Origin of the sequence: Arenibacter antarcticus, from assembly GCF_041320605.1 — a bacterium.
GTDB lineage: Bacteria > Bacteroidota > Bacteroidia > Flavobacteriales > Flavobacteriaceae > Arenibacter > Arenibacter antarcticus.
The window spans coordinates 1,623,536-1,643,983 of record NZ_CP166679.1; the positions used below are offsets into that span (position 1 = coordinate 1,623,536).

Annotated in this window: 15 protein-coding genes and 2 pseudogenes; 7 read left to right on the plus strand and 10 right to left on the minus strand. The window is 39.3% G+C overall.

Annotation, left to right across the window (positions count from 1 at the left end; translation table 11 throughout):
• Positions 1-202: 202 nt before the first annotated feature.
• Positions 203-988, plus strand: a complete 786-nt coding sequence (locus tag KCTC52924_RS06660; RefSeq protein WP_251807357.1) for a tyrosine-type recombinase/integrase — start codon at positions 203-205, stop codon at positions 986-988.
• Positions 897-2,118 (plus strand): annotated as a pseudogene (locus KCTC52924_RS06665) (IS91 family transposase). The gene KCTC52924_RS06660 and the pseudogene KCTC52924_RS06665 overlap by 92 nt, the downstream one beginning before the upstream one ends.
• Positions 2,119-2,405: 287 nt before the next feature.
• Here the strand turns inward: KCTC52924_RS06665 and KCTC52924_RS06670 are convergent.
• Together KCTC52924_RS06670 and KCTC52924_RS06675 are read right to left on the minus strand one after the other, a co-directional pair.
• Positions 2,406-2,663, minus strand: a complete 258-nt coding sequence (locus KCTC52924_RS06670) for a Txe/YoeB family addiction module toxin (protein ID WP_251809433.1) — start codon at positions 2,661-2,663, stop codon at positions 2,406-2,408.
• A gap of 1 nt (position 2,664) precedes the next feature.
• The gene (locus KCTC52924_RS06675; RefSeq protein WP_251809432.1) at positions 2,665-2,919 is read right to left on the minus strand and encodes a type II toxin-antitoxin system Phd/YefM family antitoxin; all 255 of its coding nucleotides are present in this window, start codon (positions 2,917-2,919) and stop codon (positions 2,665-2,667) included.
• A 366-nt stretch (positions 2,920-3,285) separates the two neighbouring features.
• Here KCTC52924_RS06675 and KCTC52924_RS06680 point away from each other — a divergent pair, with 366 nt between their 5' ends.
• Positions 3,286-4,341 carry an IS110 family transposase gene (locus KCTC52924_RS06680; protein WP_251808814.1) on the plus strand — a complete coding sequence of 352 codons (1,056 nt, stop codon included), beginning with the start codon at positions 3,286-3,288 and terminating at the stop codon, positions 4,339-4,341.
• A gap of 353 nt (positions 4,342-4,694) precedes the next feature.
• Here KCTC52924_RS06680 and KCTC52924_RS06685 read toward each other — a convergent pair whose 3' ends face one another.
• Complete coding sequence (locus tag KCTC52924_RS06685; RefSeq protein ID WP_251809430.1) at positions 4,695-5,474, minus strand: hypothetical protein; 780 nt, start codon at positions 5,472-5,474, stop codon at positions 4,695-4,697.
• 350 nt (positions 5,475-5,824) lie between these two features.
• On the opposite strand from KCTC52924_RS06685, the gene KCTC52924_RS06690 reads away from it, so the two are divergent.
• Together KCTC52924_RS06690 and KCTC52924_RS06695 are read left to right on the plus strand one after the other, a co-directional pair.
• Positions 5,825-6,610: a tyrosine-type recombinase/integrase gene (locus tag KCTC52924_RS06690; protein ID WP_251807357.1), complete on the plus strand. Its 786-nt coding sequence runs from the start codon at positions 5,825-5,827 to the stop codon at positions 6,608-6,610.
• Positions 6,519-7,740: pseudogene (locus tag KCTC52924_RS06695) on the plus strand (IS91 family transposase). The gene KCTC52924_RS06690 and the pseudogene KCTC52924_RS06695 overlap by 92 nt, the downstream one beginning before the upstream one ends.
• Before the next feature lie 288 nt (positions 7,741-8,028).
• On the opposite strand, the gene KCTC52924_RS06700 reads toward KCTC52924_RS06695, so the two are convergent.
• From KCTC52924_RS06700 to xerA, 5 genes are all read right to left on the minus strand, one after another.
• Entirely contained in the window at positions 8,029-8,442 is a 414-nt protein-coding gene (locus tag KCTC52924_RS06700; RefSeq protein WP_251807353.1) for an energy transducer TonB, read from the minus strand.
• 234 nt (positions 8,443-8,676) lie between these two features.
• Positions 8,677-8,967: a helix-turn-helix domain-containing protein gene (locus KCTC52924_RS06705; RefSeq protein ID WP_089895954.1), complete on the minus strand. Its 291-nt coding sequence runs from the start codon at positions 8,965-8,967 to the stop codon at positions 8,677-8,679.
• Position 8,968: 1 nt separating this feature from the next.
• Positions 8,969-9,313 (minus strand): type II toxin-antitoxin system RelE/ParE family toxin, encoded by a 345-nt coding sequence (locus KCTC52924_RS06710; protein WP_089895945.1) that lies wholly within the window; start codon positions 9,311-9,313, stop codon positions 8,969-8,971.
• 2,303 nt (positions 9,314-11,616) lie between these two features.
• Positions 11,617-12,318 (minus strand): FRG domain-containing protein, encoded by a 702-nt coding sequence (locus KCTC52924_RS06715; RefSeq protein WP_251807351.1) that lies wholly within the window; start codon positions 12,316-12,318, stop codon positions 11,617-11,619.
• A gap of 79 nt (positions 12,319-12,397) precedes the next feature.
• Positions 12,398-13,525: a site-specific tyrosine recombinase/integron integrase gene (gene xerA, locus KCTC52924_RS06720; protein WP_251807349.1), complete on the minus strand. Its 1,128-nt coding sequence runs from the start codon at positions 13,523-13,525 to the stop codon at positions 12,398-12,400.
• Between the two features lie 93 nt (positions 13,526-13,618).
• On the opposite strand from xerA, the gene KCTC52924_RS06725 reads away from it, so the two are divergent.
• Entirely contained in the window at positions 13,619-13,999 is a 381-nt protein-coding gene (locus KCTC52924_RS06725) for a hypothetical protein (protein ID WP_251807347.1), read from the plus strand.
• Between the two features lie 638 nt (positions 14,000-14,637).
• Entirely contained in the window at positions 14,638-16,923 is a 2,286-nt protein-coding gene (locus KCTC52924_RS06730; protein WP_251807345.1) for a relaxase/mobilization nuclease domain-containing protein, read from the plus strand.
• Between the two features lie 410 nt (positions 16,924-17,333).
• On the opposite strand, the gene KCTC52924_RS06735 is transcribed toward KCTC52924_RS06730, so the two are convergent.
• Positions 17,334-18,656, minus strand: a complete 1,323-nt coding sequence (locus KCTC52924_RS06735; protein ID WP_251807343.1) for a phage integrase SAM-like domain-containing protein — start codon at positions 18,654-18,656, stop codon at positions 17,334-17,336.
• Positions 18,657-19,221: 565 nt separating this feature from the next.
• Complete coding sequence (locus KCTC52924_RS06740; protein WP_251807340.1) at positions 19,222-20,343, minus strand: LytTR family transcriptional regulator; 1,122 nt, start codon at positions 20,341-20,343, stop codon at positions 19,222-19,224.
• Between the last annotated feature and the right edge of the window lie 105 nt (positions 20,344-20,448).

Below are 20,448 nucleotides of genomic sequence, written 5' to 3' on the forward strand. Positions count from 1 at the left end.
ACGAATCCTCCCTACCGGTCGGAAGCCTTTCCAGAGCAAAATACAACATTTCTTATATTTATAGTACACTTAAAATTTACTGTTATGTATAAAAAAAAGTAAAACGATAGTAGAGACCGCTATCGATGTAGTTCCTGGCTTTGAAAACCTTTGCAGGGAATTACAAAAGAGTTTCACAATCAATGGCAAGGCCGAGAGTACCTTGAACAACTACACGCGGTGCCTGGCACATTTGGCCCTCCATTACAAGCAAAGCCCGGAGGCGCTTTCTACCGAGTTGATCGATGATTATCTTTTTCATTGCAAGAACTTGCACAAGACTCCGTCTGAGAGCTTTTTTAAGCATACCGTTTTCGGTCTTCGTGCCATTTATAAGGTCTTGGGAATAAAAGAAAGGCATGTCAAGCTTCCGCAAATAAAGCGCCAGAATAAATTGCCCGTAGTGCTAAGCAAGGCCGAAGTACGGATCCTACTAAAAACGCCAAAATACCTAAAACACCGTTTGATACTCGGGATGCTCTACGGTTGTGGTCTAAGGAGCTACGAACTCTGCGCACTGCGCCTTTGCGATGTCGATTTTGACCGACAGACCGTTTTTGTGAAAAAGCAAAAGGGCAAAGTAGATCGGTACCTGCCCCTTAGCAAACACTTGGCACGAGGGCTAAAAAAATATATTGAAACAGAATCTCCCAAAACCTTCCTTTTCAACAGTCAGGTAACCGACAATGGGGCACCACGGCCCATTACCACCACTGGGATACAATGGGTGATCAAAGAAAACAGGAGTAAGGTAAACACCCACAAGACCATTACCGCCCATTGCCTGCGTCACACCTACGCTACGCATTTGCTGGAAGCAGGTCTCAATATTATAAGCCTGAAAGAGCTTTTGGGACATGCTTTTATCGAGACAACATTGGTATACCTACACGTTGCAAACACTGGGAGTTCGCACAAGTTCAGCCCGCTCGATACGCTATTTGAATAATGCGCAGCCACTTCAAGGTAGCCGATGTGCTGGAGATGGAGCAGGACCAGATTTCGTCGCACGTATGTACAGGCTGGCATAGGCGTACCCTACATGCTATTCGTAGATGCCGGACACCTGCTATGGGAGGACATATAGATAAGTGCGATTGCTGCCATAAACTCCACATCAGTTACAACAGTTGCAGGAATCGTCATTGTCCTACCTGTCAGGGACATAAAAGGGAGGGGTGGATACGGGCGCGGGAAAGCGAACTTCTGAGTGTGCCTTATTTCCATGTGGTGTTTACCCTGCCCGCAGAGCTGAATATTTATGCCCTATCCCATCCGAAAATAATCTATGGGAGCCTGTTCAAAGCGGCTTGGGCAACCCTTGTACAATTCGGTGCGAACCCAAAATACCTTGGCGCACAGATGGGTATGATCGCCATCCTTCATACATGGGGCCAAAACCTGAGCCTGCACCCCCACTTGCACTGTATTGTCCCCGGTGGCGGAGTGAACAGATCCGGCAAATGGAAACCAGCTAAAAACAAGGGGAAGTACCTATTCAATGTGAAATCGATGAGCGTCGTGTTCCGTGCAAAATATGTCGCATTGCTACGTAAGAAAAAACTGCCCGTTCCAAAAGAAACTTACAATAAACTCTTTGATAAAAATTGGGTAGTGTATGCGAAACAGCAGTTCCATACACCAAAATATGTAGTGGAATACCTAGGCAGGTATACGCATAAGATAGCCATTAGTAATTATCGGATCAAACAATTGGACAAGGCGAACAGAACGGTAACTTTCCAGATGAAGAACTACAAAAAAGGAGGCCAAAAGGAACTGCTCAAACTCTCCACATACGAATTTGTACGCCGATTTGCACTGCATGTTCTGCCCAAGGGTTTTACACGGATACGGCATTACGGTATCTTGAGCAGTAGCTGGAAAAAAGAAAAGCTACCCGCCCTTCAAGATATGCTGGCCACAGAGCCGCTAAAACTCAAAGTGGAAAAGCCACCATTGCTCAAAGGGAAGTGTCCTATCTGCAAAAAGGGAAAATTGGTCACCGTTATGACCTTCGACGGGCGTGGACCTCCCCAATGCTGGAAGGAATTGCTGACGTTTACGAATCAACCATAGGAACTACTTGCAAACCGCGAGGCAGAAGCGCTATGCCTTAAGGTAAATGTTAAACCAAAAAGAAACAGGACGGTTCGCCAAACTGGCGCAAAAGTTGGATTTAGGTCACTAGAAAAATGCCGAAGTTCAATTGTCAATACAAAAGCACGGCAAGTCTGCCGAAATACGACTCCATAAAAAACGCTAAAAAGAAGGCTTTCCCCATAGAGGGAGACCGGATCCGTCAACAAGATATTCAGCCCTGGCCTATCGGCGGGCCGAATACTTAGTTATTAGCAGCTTTTTTTTTAATCGTAGTGAAATCTGCACTTTGCGATTAAAATTTCGCCTTCATTATATTGATAGATCAATCTGTGCTCGCTATCGATTCTCCTTGACCAAAATCCAGCATATTTATGCTTCAGTGGTTCAGGTTTCCCAATTCCGTCGAAAGGGTTTCTAGCTATATCTTTGAGAAGTTCATTTATTTTTTTTAATTTCTTTTTGTCAGTTTTCTGCCAATAAAGATAATCCTCCCAAGACTCGTCAACAAACATATATTTCATCTTAATCTACGGCTAAATCCTTATTGAAAGACACTCCACTTTTCAATTTTTCGATTGCGGAATCTAATCTCATTTCATTCTTACGAGAAGATAATTCATGATTAGTTGCCATTAGAGAATTATATTCCTGAAGGGACATAACTACAATTCCAGAATCTTTGCCACGATTTATAATCAAAGTTTCAAAGTTTTTTGCAACTCTGTCCAAATAAGTTTTAATATCCTTTCTGAAATCAGAAACAGTTGTAATTTGCATAATATTGTATTTAATTAAGTACAAATATACGTACAATTAATGATATTGCGTAATTTTTCCTATTCATACCAACGTTTAAACAATGATCTGTATAATCAGTCTTAATTGTTTTATTTTGGTCTTAAGTATTTTTTTTTTTTACAAATTAAAAGTTAGTTTAAGGAGTCAATCTTGCGAATTTTGGGAATGTTCGCCAACGCCCGAGCTATGAGTAGTGCGGGATTTCAAAGCGATTCACTGTCCGCCCACACTAAACCTTGATAGATGCCAAAATACTGAATTTTAGCGATTCAGACCGCATTACGCTTAGCATCTATGTAAAAGCAGTAAGTCGAGTATCTTTAAGATGAACTAAAAATTAAAGATATGAACACTCAAATTACTGCTACACCTAAGTTATTCATTGGTATCGACATACACAAGCGTAGTTGGAAAGTACATTGTGCGACTGATCTTTCATCCGGCAAGACTTTTAGCATGCAGCCTCATGCGGAATTGCTTTTGGAATATGTAACCAAACATTATCCAGCTTATGAAGTGTCTACCGCCTATGAGGCAGGCTGCTGCGGGTACCACGCACATCGTTGCTTTGTAAGTTACGGTTGGCGCTCATTGGTAGTCAATCCAGCCGATATTTTCAGAAAGGGCAAGGAGCGTCACACTAAGACAGACCGAATAGACGCGCAGCTTATAGCGCGTGAATTAAAAGATGACAGACTGAGTAGTATATGTGTTCCAGATAAATGTAGAGAGCAATTACGTAGTTTGTTTCGTCGTAGGAATGATTTGGTAAAGGATATGCGTCAGATCAAGAGCTATATCAAAATGCAGTTGTTGTATTATGGTATTAGCATACCACAGGATCTTGATAACGACCATTGGAGCCATAAGTTTAGGGTTTGGGTTGATAGTCTGGATTTTGAGTATGATACTGGCAATGAAGTTTTGCGAAGCCGTATGCGCAGCTTTCGGTTTATTGATCAGGAGTTTCGTGATGTTTCTACATTATTGCGTCGATATACTAAAATACATTTCAAGAAAGATTATATGCTTTTACGAAGTATTCCTGGGATAGGTCCAATAGTTGCCAGTGGTATTTTGAGTGAATTGGGAGACTTACGCCGTTTTAAGAATATTAAACATTTGGCCGGATATGTAGGTCTGGCGCCGGGCATTTACCAAAGTGGTGATACCGTCCGCCATACCGGTGTGAGTATGCGTGCTCACCGCTTAATACGAAGTTATTTCATAGAAGCTTCTTGGCAGGCTATTCGAACAGATCCCGTGATGCAGGGCTATTACCGCAAGCATCATGGAAAAAATGTGAAGAGTGTCATTGTAAAGGTAGCTAGGAAACTATTAAGTAGAACATTAGCTGTAATAAAGACGGAGACCCCTTATGTGATAGGGGTATTGGAATAAAATTAAGAGGATGAACGGTAATACAATAACTAAGCTCACCAAGAATAGTAGATTTGCTTGGATCACAAAACAATGTAGGTGGACATTACCCATGTATCACATCGGTTAGCAAGTGACCAGGCTTATTATAACTTATAATCATACAGATGCTGGTGACCACTTCTGCTAAGACGTGGATCACATATAGGATGCCGAGCAAGTTATATGGTATTGAATTTTAAATGATGCACAGCCTCATTCATAATTCAATACGTTTAAAACTAATATTATGAGATAGTTAAAGGATAAAATATTAACTTTAGAGAACTGGACTAGTGCTTTTCATAGGATACATTGTTGTAGGTAGTCTTTTTCTATTTTTCATAGTCCAAATGTGGCATTGTAGGCAGTTTATATTTTCTTTTACTTAACTGTTCTATTGCCTGTTCCTTAGTCAGTCCCCATTTACTTGAGATATAATGAAAATGCGGTTGTCCACCTTTATATGCTTTCTCTTTCCCTTTTAGACTTTTATAGTTAGTAAAGAAACAATGCCAATTTTCATTATCTCCAATAAATTTTGCAACCATAACCACTCTGTGTTCTATAGCTTGTTTTAACTGTCCGTCCGACAATTCTGTTTCTCGACTTGTAGCCACAGTTCCATCTTCTTTAATGTGAGTGAAATCGGTTAAATCGGTTGGGTCAACTCCTTTTTGTGTATGACGAAAAGTATATTGGCTGAATGTAAGTCCAAATTCTTTATAAGAGTAAATGATAAAAGCAAATAGCTCATAAGTTGATATAGTTTGTCCTTTAAGTAACTTTTCTTGGTCAGATTTTTTTTCCGATTCTAAAAGTCCCAGATAATTTGGTTTTATCTCGGTTGTGGATTTTTCAGAAAAAAACTCTTCCCAATCGGAAAGAGCTCTCTTTTCAAAGAGTCTTTGAATCTCGGGATCACTCATCTCAAGTTTCTTTTTCTCAAATTCTTTTTTCAAACCTGGTGAAATCGCCCAATACATTCTGATTTGTTTTTGAATATAAGCATCTCGATAATATTCTATCGGATTAACAAATTCACAGTCTCCGATTTCAAATACAATGTATTTTCCATTTTCAACTGTTGGGTCTTTATATTCAAAAGTTTTCATTTTCGTTTTGTCAGATTACCTACAACGTTTAGGCTATGATTTCGGTCTGGGAAATCCTTTAGGATTTTTCAGTTCGGAATCGTGCCGGATTAAAAGTAATGAATTTTATTGTTTGAAGAATGTAAGACTGAATTATAGCCCTTGTTGAACGAATCCTCCCTACCGGTCGGAAGCCTTTCCAGAGCAAAATACAACATTTCTTATATTTATAGTACACTTAAAATTTACTGTTATGTATAAAAAAAAGTAAAACGATAGTAGAGACCGCTATCGATGTAGTTCCTGGCTTTGAAAACCTTTGCAGGGAATTACAAAAGAGTTTCACAATCAATGGCAAGGCCGAGAGTACCTTGAACAACTACACGCGGTGCCTGGCACATTTGGCCCTCCATTACAAGCAAAGCCCGGAGGCGCTTTCTACCGAGTTGATCGATGATTATCTTTTTCATTGCAAGAACTTGCACAAGACTCCGTCTGAGAGCTTTTTTAAGCATACCGTTTTCGGTCTTCGTGCCATTTATAAGGTCTTGGGAATAAAAGAAAGGCATGTCAAGCTTCCGCAAATAAAGCGCCAGAATAAATTGCCCGTAGTGCTAAGCAAGGCCGAAGTACGGATCCTACTAAAAACGCCAAAATACCTAAAACACCGTTTGATACTCGGGATGCTCTACGGTTGTGGTCTAAGGAGCTACGAACTCTGCGCACTGCGCCTTTGCGATGTCGATTTTGACCGACAGACCGTTTTTGTGAAAAAGCAAAAGGGCAAAGTAGATCGGTACCTGCCCCTTAGCAAACACTTGGCACGAGGGCTAAAAAAATATATTGAAACAGAATCTCCCAAAACCTTCCTTTTCAACAGTCAGGTAACCGACAATGGGGCACCACGGCCCATTACCACCACTGGGATACAATGGGTGATCAAAGAAAACAGGAGTAAGGTAAACACCCACAAGACCATTACCGCCCATTGCCTGCGTCACACCTACGCTACGCATTTGCTGGAAGCAGGTCTCAATATTATAAGCCTGAAAGAGCTTTTGGGACATGCTTTTATCGAGACAACATTGGTATACCTACACGTTGCAAACACTGGGAGTTCGCACAAGTTCAGCCCGCTCGATACGCTATTTGAATAATGCGCAGCCACTTCAAGGTAGCCGATGTGCTGGAGATGGAGCAGGACCAGATTTCGTCGCACGTATGTACAGGCTGGCATAGGCGTACCCTACATGCTATTCGTAGATGCCGGACACCTGCTATGGGAGGACATATAGATAAGTGCGATTGCTGCCATAAACTCCACATCAGTTACAACAGTTGCAGGAATCGTCATTGTCCTACCTGTCAGGGACATAAAAGGGAGGGGTGGATACGGGCGCGGGAAAGCGAACTTCTGAGTGTGCCTTATTTCCATGTGGTGTTTACCCTGCCCGCAGAGCTGAATATTTATGCCCTATCCCATCCGAAAATAATCTATGGGAGCCTGTTCAAAGCGGCTTGGGCAACCCTTGTACAATTCGGTGCGAACCCAAAATACCTTGGCGCACAGATGGGTATGATCGCCATCCTTCATACATGGGGCCAAAACCTGAGCCTGCACCCCCACTTGCACTGTATTGTCCCCGGTGGCGGAGTGAACAGATCCGGCAAATGGAAACCAGCTAAAAACAAGGGGAAGTACCTATTCAATGTGAAATCGATGAGCGTCGTGTTCCGTGCAAAATATGTCGCATTGCTACGTAAGAAAAAACTGCCCGTTCCAAAAGAAACTTACAATAAACTCTTTGATAAAAATTGGGTAGTGTATGCGAAACAGCAGTTCCATACACCAAAATATGTAGTGGAATACCTAGGCAGGTATACGCATAAGATAGCCATTAGTAATTATCGGATCAAACAATTGGACAAGGCGAACAGAACGGTAACTTTCCAGATGAAGAACTACAAAAAAGGAGGCCAAAAGGAACTGCTCAAACTCTCCACATACGAATTTGTACGCCGATTTGCACTGCATGTTCTGCCCAAGGGTTTTACACGGATACGGCATTACGGTATCTTGAGCAGTAGCTGGAAAAAAGAAAAGCTACCCGCCCTTCAAGATATGCTGGCCACAGAGCCGCTAAAACTCAAAGTGGAAAAGCCACCATTGCTCAAAGGGAAGTGTCCTATCTGCAAAAAGGGAAAATTGGTCACCGTTATGACCTTCGACGGGCGTGGACCTCCCCAATGCTGGAAGGAATTGCTGACGTTTACGAATCAACCATAGGAACTACTTGCAAACCGCGAGGCAGAAGCGCTATGCCTTAAGGTAAATGTTAAACCAAAAAGAAACAGGACGGTTCGCCAAACTGGCGCAAAAGTTGGATTTAGGTCACTAGAAAAATGCCGAAGTTCAATTGTCAATACAAAAGCACGGCAAGTCTGCCGAAATACGACTCCATAAAAAACGCTAAAAAGAAGGCTTTCCCCATAGAGGGAGACCGGATCCGTCAACAAGATATTCAGCCCTGGCCTATCGGCGGGCCGAATACTTAGTTATTAGCTGCCGGCTTTTCTATTCCAACCGCCATGTAATAGGTAATTTTATTCTAGTTCTAACGGAAATACCATTCATTTTACCTGGGATCCATCTTTTCATTAGGTCAACCACTTCCATAGATTTTTCGTCAAAAGGAGTGCACAGATGCCTATCAAACTTTTTGAATCCGACAGTGCCGTCCTTTTCAATAATTATTGAAATAAATACTTTTCCTTGGCAATCCAACTCGGTATCAGGGTAGATCAAATTGGCATTTATAAATTCCTGTATATTTTCTAATTCAATATATTTTGAGTCAGAAATTAATATGGGATTCTGGTCAACTGAATCGTAAATAATAGTGTCGTTTAAAGCTAAATCGGTTTGAGAATAAGCCTCCGTTATTACTGTGAATAATAAAAGGAACAACGCGATTGGTTTAAGATACATTTTATTAGGTTTTATAAGCTTGCAGCTAACGTCTCGGCTATGGCAAGTAGGGCAGGTGATAAGCACTTATCTTTCCGCCAAGCCCTTAGCCAAAGCTTTTTTATTTTGTTTTTATTTTATCTATTCTAAAAGCCAAATCAAAAGATTTGGCGGACTTCGCAAACACGCCCAAGCCTTTAGATTCAGAACTTACCGCCCTATTTGCTATAGGTATTGTTGTAAAACGTACTTTTTTTACACTTCGATTGAAATCGTAACTTTTCCGCCAAGACCTTTTTCCACAATTTCGTAAAGCGTTTTCAAGGTCAGATTGCTGCCATTGTTTTCTACTCGTGAAATATAAGTCCGTTTTTTGTCTACTAATTCGCCCAGTTGTTCCTGCGTAAGGTTTTTTTCTTCCCGTGCATTTCTCAAAAGCAAACCGATTTTAAAAGACTCAAAATCTCTTTCCAATCCGTCTCTACGTTCCGTTCCTTTTTTTCCATAAACGGTGTCCTTGATTTCTTTCCAACTCTTGGTGTCCATCTTATTTGTTTTTGTCTTCATAGTATGAATTCATTAGTCCGACCGCTTTGTCGATTTCTTTTTTTGGTGTTTTCTGCGATTTTTTGGTAAATCCGTTCAAGAGTATTACCAATTTTCCTTTGTCGAAAAAACAGAAGACTCTCCAAATGTCCGAGCCTAATTTTATTCGGGCTTCGTAGAGTCCTTTAGTTCCGACAAGTGCTTTCAGATAAGTGGAGGGAACTCTTTCATAAGTCTCGATTATTTCGATTACTTTAAATATCTTGTCCTGAACCTTTTTCGGTTGTTTGAGCAAGAATTCTTCGAAATACCCTTTATACTGGATAACTTCCCTTACTTTTTCCATCACCCAAAGGTAACTTAAAAGTTACTATTTTCAAAATATTTTGTTGAATTTAGGTTGGTCCCTTAAATTTGGTAGTATGTTTTACAACGTTTAGGCTATGATTTCGGTCTGGGAAATCCGCTAGGATTTTCCGGTAATGAAATCGTGCCGGATTAAAAGTAATGAATTTTATCTTTTGAAGAATGCAAGACTGAATTATAGCCCATGTTAGCGTCCGTAGTGCCGTCCATACCATGCGATCAGTGCTTGTCCTTCCTAAAATGCCCCTGACCCTTTTTAAAATTGTTTTTTCGAGTCGAGCCCAGGCAACTGAAAACTATTACTTAGCACAGCCATTTCTATAGACAGCATAAGCATGCCTTCGGTCGAACTGTGCGTTCTCCTTGCGTACAGATTGGTAAACAATTTTAAAAAGATGGGATGGCACCTAGCCTTGGCTTTTTAAGTTATTTCCGCGTAACTCTCCGCCCGAGTAAGCTATTTTAAGGTACTTTGGACGCTAACGCCTAAGCTATGAGTAGTGCGGGAGCAAACTTGCGCTTAACTTCCGTTATTCACCTAGCAAAAGCTTTTAGTTTTGGTTTATCTTTTATTCTCAGAGCAAAATCGGAAAGATTTTGCGCCCTCATAAATATAGACAAAACTTGGGATTGAAGACAAAGACTCGCATTACTTATAGGTACTGTTGTGTGTAGTATTTTATCTTTCCGAGAGCTTGTTTATTTCATGTTTGTTTGGAATCCATAACCACATTCCAATAATTCCTAGAAACAAGATTAGAAAAGTATTATTTATTTTGCTTTTTCTTGCAAATGGCATCCTTTTCCAATTGAACCATATGAAAATACCCGTAACAATTAGATGCAGACCCAAAATCAACCAATTTGCCTTGAACTCAATGTCGAGTTTTATCCACAACTTTGGGTCCATAAAACTGATAATTAGATATCCAATTTGTATTAAAGTCAGAATGACCAATAAAATCTTTATTTTTTTTAAATCTAATCTCAGATTCATAATGTCAGATTGTAATCCAGTCATTTATCAGTTTTGCTTTAGATTGGCAATATTACACACAACGCCTAAGCTATGAGTAGTGCGGGAGCAAACTTGCGCTTAACTTCCGTTATTCACCTAGCAAAAGCTTTTAGTTTTGGTTTATCTTTTATTCTCAGAGCAAAATCGGAAAGATTTTGCGCCCTCATAAATATAGACAAAACTTGGGATTGAAGACAAAGACTCGCATTACTTATAGGTACTGTTGTGTGTAGTATTTTATCTTTCCGAGAGCTTGTTTATTTCATGTTTGTTTGGAATCCATAACCACATTCCAATAATTCCTAGAAACAAGATTAGAAAAGTATTATTTATTTTGCTTTTTCTTGCAAATGGCATCCTTTTCCAATTGAACCATATGAAAATACCCGTAACAATTAGATGCAGACCCAAAATCAACCAATTTGCCTTGAACTCAATGTCGAGTTTTATCCACAACTTTGGGTCCATAAAACTGATAATTAGATATCCAATTTGTATTAAAGTCAGAATGACCAATAAAATCTTTATTTTTTTTAAATCTAATCTCAGATTCATAATGTCAGATTGTAATCCAGTCATTTATCAGTTTTGCTTTAGATTGGCAATATTACACACAACGTTTAGGCTATGATTTCGGTCTGGGAAATCCCTTAGGATTTTTCAGTTCGGAATCGTGCCGACTTAAAAGTAATGAATTTAATCTTTTGAGTAATGCAAGACTGAATTATAGCCATTGTTAGCGGGGTTTGCATTACAGACCTTGCTCTAACGGACAACCCAATGTTACAATCCGCGGAGATTTGCCGCATTTTCAATCCAGCCAAAGCCCTGGAGGACACAAATAAAATTTAATCTTATATAAAACTTCGGCGGAAAATGACAAGCCAAAAGTCGACCTGCGTACTGCTTGCGCAACGATTCCGTACAGGCGGCAAATGGATAAGCCCCGTACGTTACTCTATTTTAAAATCCCAAACCCTTAAGAAATCCCGATCCCGAGAATTGCAAACCGTAGTTTTTTTGCTGCCCAGATAAACGTACCACTTACGCACTGATTTGTCAAACTATAGGGTAGGCAGCAAAAAAGGGAAGTCCCGAAGCTGCTTTTTATTTTTTGCAAATAACCGCTAACGTTTATGTATAAGAATAGTTGTGGGTTTGTATGCGAGGATTTTCCGAAGGAAAATCAGACGTTACAAACACGCAACGACCTTTGATTTAGCAATAAACCGCAATTATTTTTATACGGTGTTAGCAGCTGCCTTTTAATCTATTTCTTCGTCTTTAAAATTTTTATCCCAATAGTCGTAATTCTGTACAAACCAAGTTAAATGTTTAGATAATCCTTCTAAATCAGGAAAGAGATTCAGATAATTAATTCCGTATTGATTTAGCATATGAACAATCTCAACTTTTAACTCTGACGGTATTATTACTTTAATTAAAAGTCCATCTTTTGTTTTATCATTTAACGCGGTTTTTGGATTCTTATGAACTGAAAAATGACCATACTGGTTAGCAACTCGTTCAGAAGCTGCACTTGGCAGGTACATTGATATCGACCTATCAATTTCGAATGGATTGTGGTCTTGATGTCTAATATTAGTATTTGGTTTGTAAACAAAAAGGGCTGCATCTCTGTCTTGATTTTCATAAGCAGCAAAGAACAAAGCAACTGTGGGCAAATGTGTCCAATCCAAAAATCGAGTTGGAAGACCTGTGTGTTGAGCAATGGCCATAAGTTCCCATTCTGTATAATTTTCTCTCTTTAAATAAGACATTGCTCTTCTTTTCCAATGAAGAAACACTTCTTGGTCAGATACCTTATCAAATCCTTTTCTACCAGCTTTCGGAATTAATTCCCACGATGAGTCACTTTGACCTCGAAATTTGAAAATACTGCTTTTTCTATATTTCGATAATAATGTGTGAATTTCGTCTAAAGATTTAATTTTTATTTCTTTCAATGGTTCAGTTGGTTTTGGTTGCTGCTAACATAGGAATATGATCATTGATCATATATCCTTTATATATATATATGTAGGGCTAAGTTAACAAATCTTTAATATTCATAAAAGATCTATTCGCTACATGGGTGTAAATTTCTGTTGTCTTTGTAGAATTGTGGCCCAATAATAGTTGTATGTGCCGGATATCCGTGCCGTTCTCTAATAAATGGGTAGCGAAACTGTGCCGCAGCATATGTGGGGAGACCTTCCTGTGGATTCTGGCTCTTTTGGCTGCCGAATCAATAATGTTCAATACACTGGTAGCACTGTACCTGCCTCCCTTAGCGCCTTCGAAGAGGAATTCCTTTGGTCGGTATTCACGATAATAGATCTTAAGGTCCTTTAACAATCCTTTGCTCAGCACAGTAAACCTGTCCTTGTTTCCTTTGGCATGTCTTACACATACCATCATTCGTTTGCTGTCTACATCCGTTACCTTAAGGTTTAATAATTCGTTCCTTCGAAGTCCCGAAGAATAGAGCAGCGCCACAATACATTTGTGCTTAAGATTGTTGGTGTTTCCGATGATTTCCATGACCTCTTGCTTGGAAAGTACCTTGGGCAGTTTTGTTTCTTTTCTTGGCCGCTCTATGGTGTAGAAGCGGTTGGGCATACCGTGGACCATTTCATAAAAGAACTTGATGCTGTTGATTGCCTGGTTTACGTAGGAGGACGATTTTCCTTCCTGTATCAATTTTTGAAGATACATCCGGATCTCATTTTCATTGATGTCGATCGGATCAAAGTTGGCATAATAATTAATGAATGCCTCAAAGCATTGGACATATGCCTTTACCGTGTTATTGGAATATCGTTTAAGTTCCAATTTGAGGAGATATTCCTCAGGACATGGCCTATGCCCATCCTTCAGTTTTCTTTTTCGGAACCATTCAACATCAATATCGGCATTATCGCTGGTTAGGGTACGCTCCGCAAAGAAGAAATTGCCGTTGATCCAAGCTTCTCCCCTGAACGTATTAAAAATCAAGGATAGGTTGTTCTTGTTATGGGGTATAAAGTACATGCCAAATGTGTCGCTCCATCTCAAATTAGGTAAGTTATCTGCCAATGCCTCGATTACCCGATCCGTCGAGAACTGGAGGCCGATACATTTGCTTCCATCGATTAAAAGATGCTTCAATGTGATGCTCCTTCCCTTGTACATAAAATTATTTTATTTTCAAGTTCATAAAACAAAACAATATAACCGTATCTTAATCGAATAGTATACGTATAATACTGCGCTTAATTTGAGCTAATGAGAATTCAAAAGAAATGTTTGCACTGTGAGCAAGAACTGACCGGAAGGACAGATAAGAAATATTGCGATCAGTATTGCAAAAGTGCCCAACAGTATAAACAATCTAAGGAAAGTCCCTTACGTTTTTATAACAAGGTAGACAATCAGTTAAAATTGAACAGGAAATTATTAAAAGTACATAATAGGGCCGGAAAGGCGGTGATAAGGAGCACTACATTGCTGGATCTCGGTTTTAACCCTAATTTCTTTACCCATTACTGGAAGAACAATAAGGGAGAAATATATCTTTTTGTTTACGAGTACGGATTTTTAAGCAAAAAGGAAAATGGTAAGGAAAAATACGTACTTGTAACTTGGCAGGATTACATGGAGAATTAAGAAATCTGTTTTAATTTATCTTAGAAAGCACTGCCACGGGTAAATAAAAGTACAAAGCGGTTGCAGTCCCCGTACTGCTACAATTCCATAGATTGTATGACGTTCGATTCTCATATATTGAAAATAGGGGGATTAACTTGTTCATCCGGAAATACCATTCCCTCAATGAAATCCCAAGCCCTTGCGGAAGTCGAGCAAACCTTCCACTGCAATCCTCCCCATGCGGACTCGCTTCGCCGGTCCACTCGGGAAGTTTTTCCGTTCCAGTTTTCCCCGACAACCTCGGAGCCGCGCAAAAACACAAACGGCAAAAAGGCCGCTTGAGCTTTTTTCTCCCTACCTACAATAAAAGGATTATTTCTATGATTTATTTGATAATATTAGACCAGATGGGTTGTTTGTCTGTACCCATTTGATAGCATGTGGTTTGATATGGTTTAAAGGTGTAATTTATTGATATTAAGCCTATTATGTTTAATTATGAATTGCTATATTTAACTATAATTATCCGTTTTTGACGGATAGCAAGTTATGTTTTGCGCAACGCAAAACGCCTACTTCTTACGAAGTGAAAACCCTGTCTTTGGCAGGTAAGTGATATAAATCTAGGTAGAAACCATCAACACCAAAGATTAAAAATGATAGCAAGGATTCTTTATCGCAACAATGTAGAAATTGTGCTAAACTATGTTTTGGGTAAGGTAGATAATACCATACTCGGCTTCCAGAACACCTATTCCGATACGGATACCAATACTAAGTTTTTTGGAAGGGTCCTCTACTATCTCGGCAATCGCCACGAATCCGAAAAACGTTACGTACATGCCAGCCTCAATCTTCCCCGAGGCGAACAATTGGACAACGCTGATTTTTTCGAACTGTCCAAAGCATACATGAACCACATGGGGTATGGTGAGCAGCCTTATATGGTGGTCCGCCATCACGATACCAAGCACGAACATGTCCATATCGTCTCGACTACCATTAAAGAGGATTGTCTTCAAATAAACCTTTCCAATGATTTTAGAAGGAACGTGGCCACCCAGAAATATCTGGAAAAACAGTTTGGTCTTTCTCCCTCTCCAGAAAAAAGAGCAGAGAGGAAACTTCCCTTAAACGCAAAACCAGAGTTTAGGCATGAGGACATCAACGGGGTCCGCTATTATATTCAGGATATCTTAAATAACACTTTACAGAAATATAAGGTGAAGGACTTTAATGAACTTTCCCATTTATTGGAGAAACACCACATCCAAGTAAAAACCGTAAACCATTCTGGCAGGGTAGGGGTATCGTATGGAATCGAAGTACAAGATGGCTACAGATCGAGGTTTATCAACGGGTATACCGTTCATCCACAATTGTCCGGACCAAAATTGCAAAAGGTCTTTGAGCACAACCAAAGTTCAAAATTGTTGCCCATGGTCAAAAAACGGTTGGAAAAGCAATTGCGTACTACCTATGGACTTTTTAGGACCATCAATCCCGAACACCTTCCCGATATTCTAAGATCCCACCAAAATCTGGACTGCAGGCTAGCATACGATGCACAGGGACAGGTGGTGGATTTTAGCATTTATGATAAAACGGGCTATGTCCTGAAGAGCGGTGACATAGCGATAGACATTGGAATCCTTCAAAACCCCCGATTGTTCGAAAGCGAGTACACCCAGATGTATGCGGAGAGTGAACAGTTGGAACTGGAACTTCAGCGGTGTATCAAGGAAGCCTATCGGAGCAGCTATCAGGATTCGTGGAACAGGACCCTTTTCTCGGAACATATCGAAAAAATGTCCATAAAAATCATTGTAACGGAAATGGCCAGATCGGAACGTTTCAAGTTTATTAAGAAGTACCTTCATACGGACAATCGAAACCTGGGCAATCTGATTCAGGCGCAATTCGATATTATAAAGGACAAGCTTTATGGTACGGAATCCATAAGGGAAGAAGGGGAATTGCAGGTAAAGGCGGGACTTATAATACAGGCCATTGACCAACAGCTTTTTGATATACCAGAGCAAAGGGAAGTCCTTTTTGAGCTTATGCATAGCCTTGGTGCCAATTATTACAATGGCATCCTGACCTTTGCGGATTCCTATCGACACAAGGTCGAGCTAGATATAGGCCACGAGTCTTTACCTAACCAAAAGGAATTTTATGCCTCACCGGGCTTTATCAGGGAGAACCAAAAAGTAGTGGACGGACTGCTGAACGACAAAACGGCCAAGGAAATCGGCCTTATGCCAACCTCTATATTCCTGCCATTGATGTTCCCGAACCTTTATGGGGCCATGGCGCCGTTATACAGGGAACGGTTTGAACGGTTGGCTCTAAAGGCCTACCATAAATATGCCGAACGAATACAGGTATCCTTTGAAAAATCTCCGAACGACTATATGGAGTTTTTCAATGCCAAAGGCTTTTATTTTGAGAAACAGGAAGGGAAACTGTGCATCGGTTCGATATATTCCAAGTATCCGGTCAGTGTTCCGCTTGCGCAAAAAACGCAGACTTATCTAGAATCATTGAGCAACCTGAACAAGACCTTGGATAATCAAGTTAAAATCTTAGATGATATTAGAACCGATGGGCGGGACAATTTGAAAAATCTCTGGTCAGGATATTTATTGGAGAGAGGACAATATAAAAAGGCCGCTTATTTGTTTGTATTGGACGGGGTAAGGCCCAATCTACCTATGAAGATAGTGGAACACCATATGGAGAACGGATTCAAGGAAACGCTAGTTGCCGTTTCCAAAAAACAGATAGATGCCAGACGGGCACGTCTCATTAAACGAGGTGTCTTTGCCCTGGGCAACCTCTTGGGAGGCAAAAATGCCAAAGAGGAAGAAGTTTTCAACGGCTTCAAGGACGAACTTACGGATTACTCTAAGTACAAGGGTAGGGGACTTTCGATTTAGAGTTTTGATAAATCGTTCTGTAATAAAACCTAACACCTATGGGGCCTTAATTGTGGATAGGGGAGAAAGAGGGTAAAATACTTTAGATGTCCTATTAGGTTCTATCTACCTAAATACTAAGGAAATTCGACAGAAGGAGATATACCCAGTTATGTTTTGGGATTTACTCCAAAATACTTAAATAAGAAGACTGCTATTTAACCTTTTCTACAGAAACCTTAAATAAGAATACGAGTATTTAAGATAAGTGGTAATTTCTTAATTAAGAATGATTTAGATTAAGTAAACTGAATGAAAGTAATTAAAACAGAAATCTATCAATATAGAAAATTATAGAAGTTTTTAACCCAACCATTTTGTATGCAACAATTGGAGCTTTACCACCATTTACAGAACTATCCAATTATTATTTACGAACCTTGCACTTTTGTAATCTTGGCATTAATTTCATCGAGTATTTTTGTGGTAACGCTTTTGCCATAGTGTTTTTCGGTCACTTGAACACTCGAATGACCAAGTCCAGACGATATTTTACGGATGTCTATTCCCATGTCAAGACCAATATTAGTCCACGTGTCCCGAAGGGTGTAAGTAGTAATTCTTCTCTCAATCCCCGCTAAAGCCGCGATCCTTGCTCCATATTCATTAAAAATTTTCACTTTCCCCTTGTTTACTTTATGCAAGCGTTCTAGTGAAGTATTTTCAGGAATGATGGGAAATAGGTACTCGTTATCTGTTTGACCGTTTAAATAATGTTTTATGATTTTTAATGATTCATCGCTTTGCAGTACGCTAAAATAATCACCTTCATAATGGGTTTTTTTGCGGAAATACTTTATTCGATTGTCCTCAAACTGAAAACGTTTCAATATTGCCATATCAAAAAAATTCATACCCATATTATTGAACATGAACAGTAGGTAATTCCGATTGTCCCAAATCGGTGTATTTGGCTCTAATTCCAACATTCGGATTTTATGAATATCTTCCATATCAAGTGGAGCTGGGGCATTCGCATGGCTTTTCTTTTTGATATTTGATAAAGGCTTATGATTTCTTAAATCCTCAAAGGTTTTTCCCGCATCGTTCATAATAGCTTGTAGGCTTCTCAGGAAAATTGCTGGTGTATTTTTTGAAGCATAGCGATTACTTAAATAGGCTTTAAAATCTCTTGAAAAACCATAGTCAATGGAACTGATTTCCATATCCAAATCCTTGAATTCATCAAGGGGTAGCATTTTGTCCCCTCTGATTTCATAAAGAGTTTTTATCTTAGTGTCTGCAATTCCTTTTAAATGTCTTCTATATTTAATCAAGGACTTTAAAGCATCCTCGTAAGAACTAGCTGTGGAAAATCGTTGTTCCAAACGCAAGCGAGAAAGATATTTTCCTCCATGGTTTAGAATAGTTCTAGATGGGGCAATATTAAAAAAACGTTGTTCGATCTCAGATTTTAAGCGATCCATTTCCCAATTCTTGATTTTACCTTCGTTGTCATCAATCCATAAATCTACATCGGAAAAGATCTTTTGAGTTCGTTTGGTGTGCCTAACAGAGTTTAAAATCCCGATGATTTTTCCAGTTCTAACATCGTATTGGTTTTCTTTTAAGTGTAAATTGAATGGAATATAGCGTGTTTTTCGGTTATGACTAATACGTAAAACCAACATGAATTTATTACCTTTAGTTGTGTTAGATGCCCTTTTATCGAAGGTAATGGTAATTGTTGCCATAAAAATGAAGGATTATTTTCAGCGTGCTTTCAGCGTGCTTTTTTTGATTTCAGATGGTTTAATTTGATAATGAAGATACGAAAAAACCCCATATAATGGGCGTTTGGGTGCAAGTAAAACCATATAAGACCGTTTATGGACTGACTCATAATCAGGTGGTCCCTGGTTCGAGTCCAGGTGGGACCACTTAGAACAACGATGAAGCCCTGTAAACACTATGTTTGCGGGGCTTTTTTCATTTTATAATGGGACAACATTAGGGAAAACAGGAATTATAAAAACTTATCTCTACCTAGAGTTTGGTTAAGTCTTAGTTTCACCGTCAATCGGAAATATTTCGGGATCATAACCAATTGTTGTGTTTATGCGAAAGTTATTGTAAACCTTTAAAGAAGCCTGAGTTTTCAACGAATCACACTAGTTGGAAGAAAAATAAAAAATAGCAAGCCATAGCTTGTTTTGGTTTCCATTCTTATACAGGATTGCATTTTCCAGTGTAGGAAGTGAATCCGGCACTAAGTCGGGAGACTTAGCGCAGCGAGGTAAACCGCATACTTATGATTGATTAATAGTTAAGCCATTTTTTAAACTCAGAAACCTTGTTCTTGCTAATAACTATAGTTTTACTGGAAGCAGGATTCAATTTAATCTTCAACTGATTATTTCCATATTTAAAAATTTCATAAATTCCCTTGACCGAAATTATATATTGTCTATTGGCCCTAAAGAAATACAAGGGGTCCAAACCACTGATCAATTCGTCCAAACTAGAATTGCTAGAATGTTTTCGACCATCCAAACAAGTTATGGTGGTTAATGAAAATTCGGTATTGATAAAGGCAATTTCATCTACTCTGACCGATATAAGCTTGTCCTTGGAGTAGGTGAGCAACCGATTCTTTATTTTATTGTTATCCTCTTCAGTATCGATCTTGTTTTCCTTTTCTTCATTATTTAATTGATTCTTTAAATTGTACAAGTCAGAATTTAGCTTAGTGAGGCTCAGTACCTCTTCCGCTAATTTCTCATTTTTAATTTCTAGGGCCTTTTCATAATGACTTCCTAAAAAACGAACCAAAATAAGGGCCAACAGGGAGATGGTAGCACTAGCGAGCAGGTAGATCAGTAAGAAATTTAATTTCAGTTCTTTAATTTGCTTTTGGATCTTGTCTATATTGGCATGTGCTGCAATGATCCAATCAGAATTTTTTACGGGGTAGAGATAAATGATCTCAGAATTCAAAGTCTTTTTTGCGGAACCATCTTCTCTAGGACGATGTTTTAAATTAATGATCAGATCATAAAATTCTGCCGCATGTATAGCGCTATCTAATGGTCTTATATAGGAAGCTTCCGGCTTGTTGTTTTTGCCTATTTTTTGGGGGTCGGGATGGCAGATCCCAACTCCGGACCAATCAAGCATAGAAACAAAACCGTTTTCTAGATTGGTGCCTTCAATACTCTTTTGAAAATTTCGGATAACCACTTCCCTGGAAAGACCGTTATCTAATTGGGACGACACTAATTCTGCTACTTCCCGGGCTTCCCGTTTTCCAGAATCGATCTGAAATTGCAAAAGCTGGAAGTTGCTTTCCTTTTCCATATAGACCATACTAAAGTATCCTATAATGAATACTACAAAGGATATAGCGAGAAACGTAAAGAGATAAAGATTGTCTTTTTTCAAAAGTAGGGCTGACTTTTAAGGTTGATTTTTCCGTTTCAAACTATCTATTTTCCCTTTCACAATGTTTTATTTGAAATTGAAAAGCAGTCAGGTTAATTTAACCCT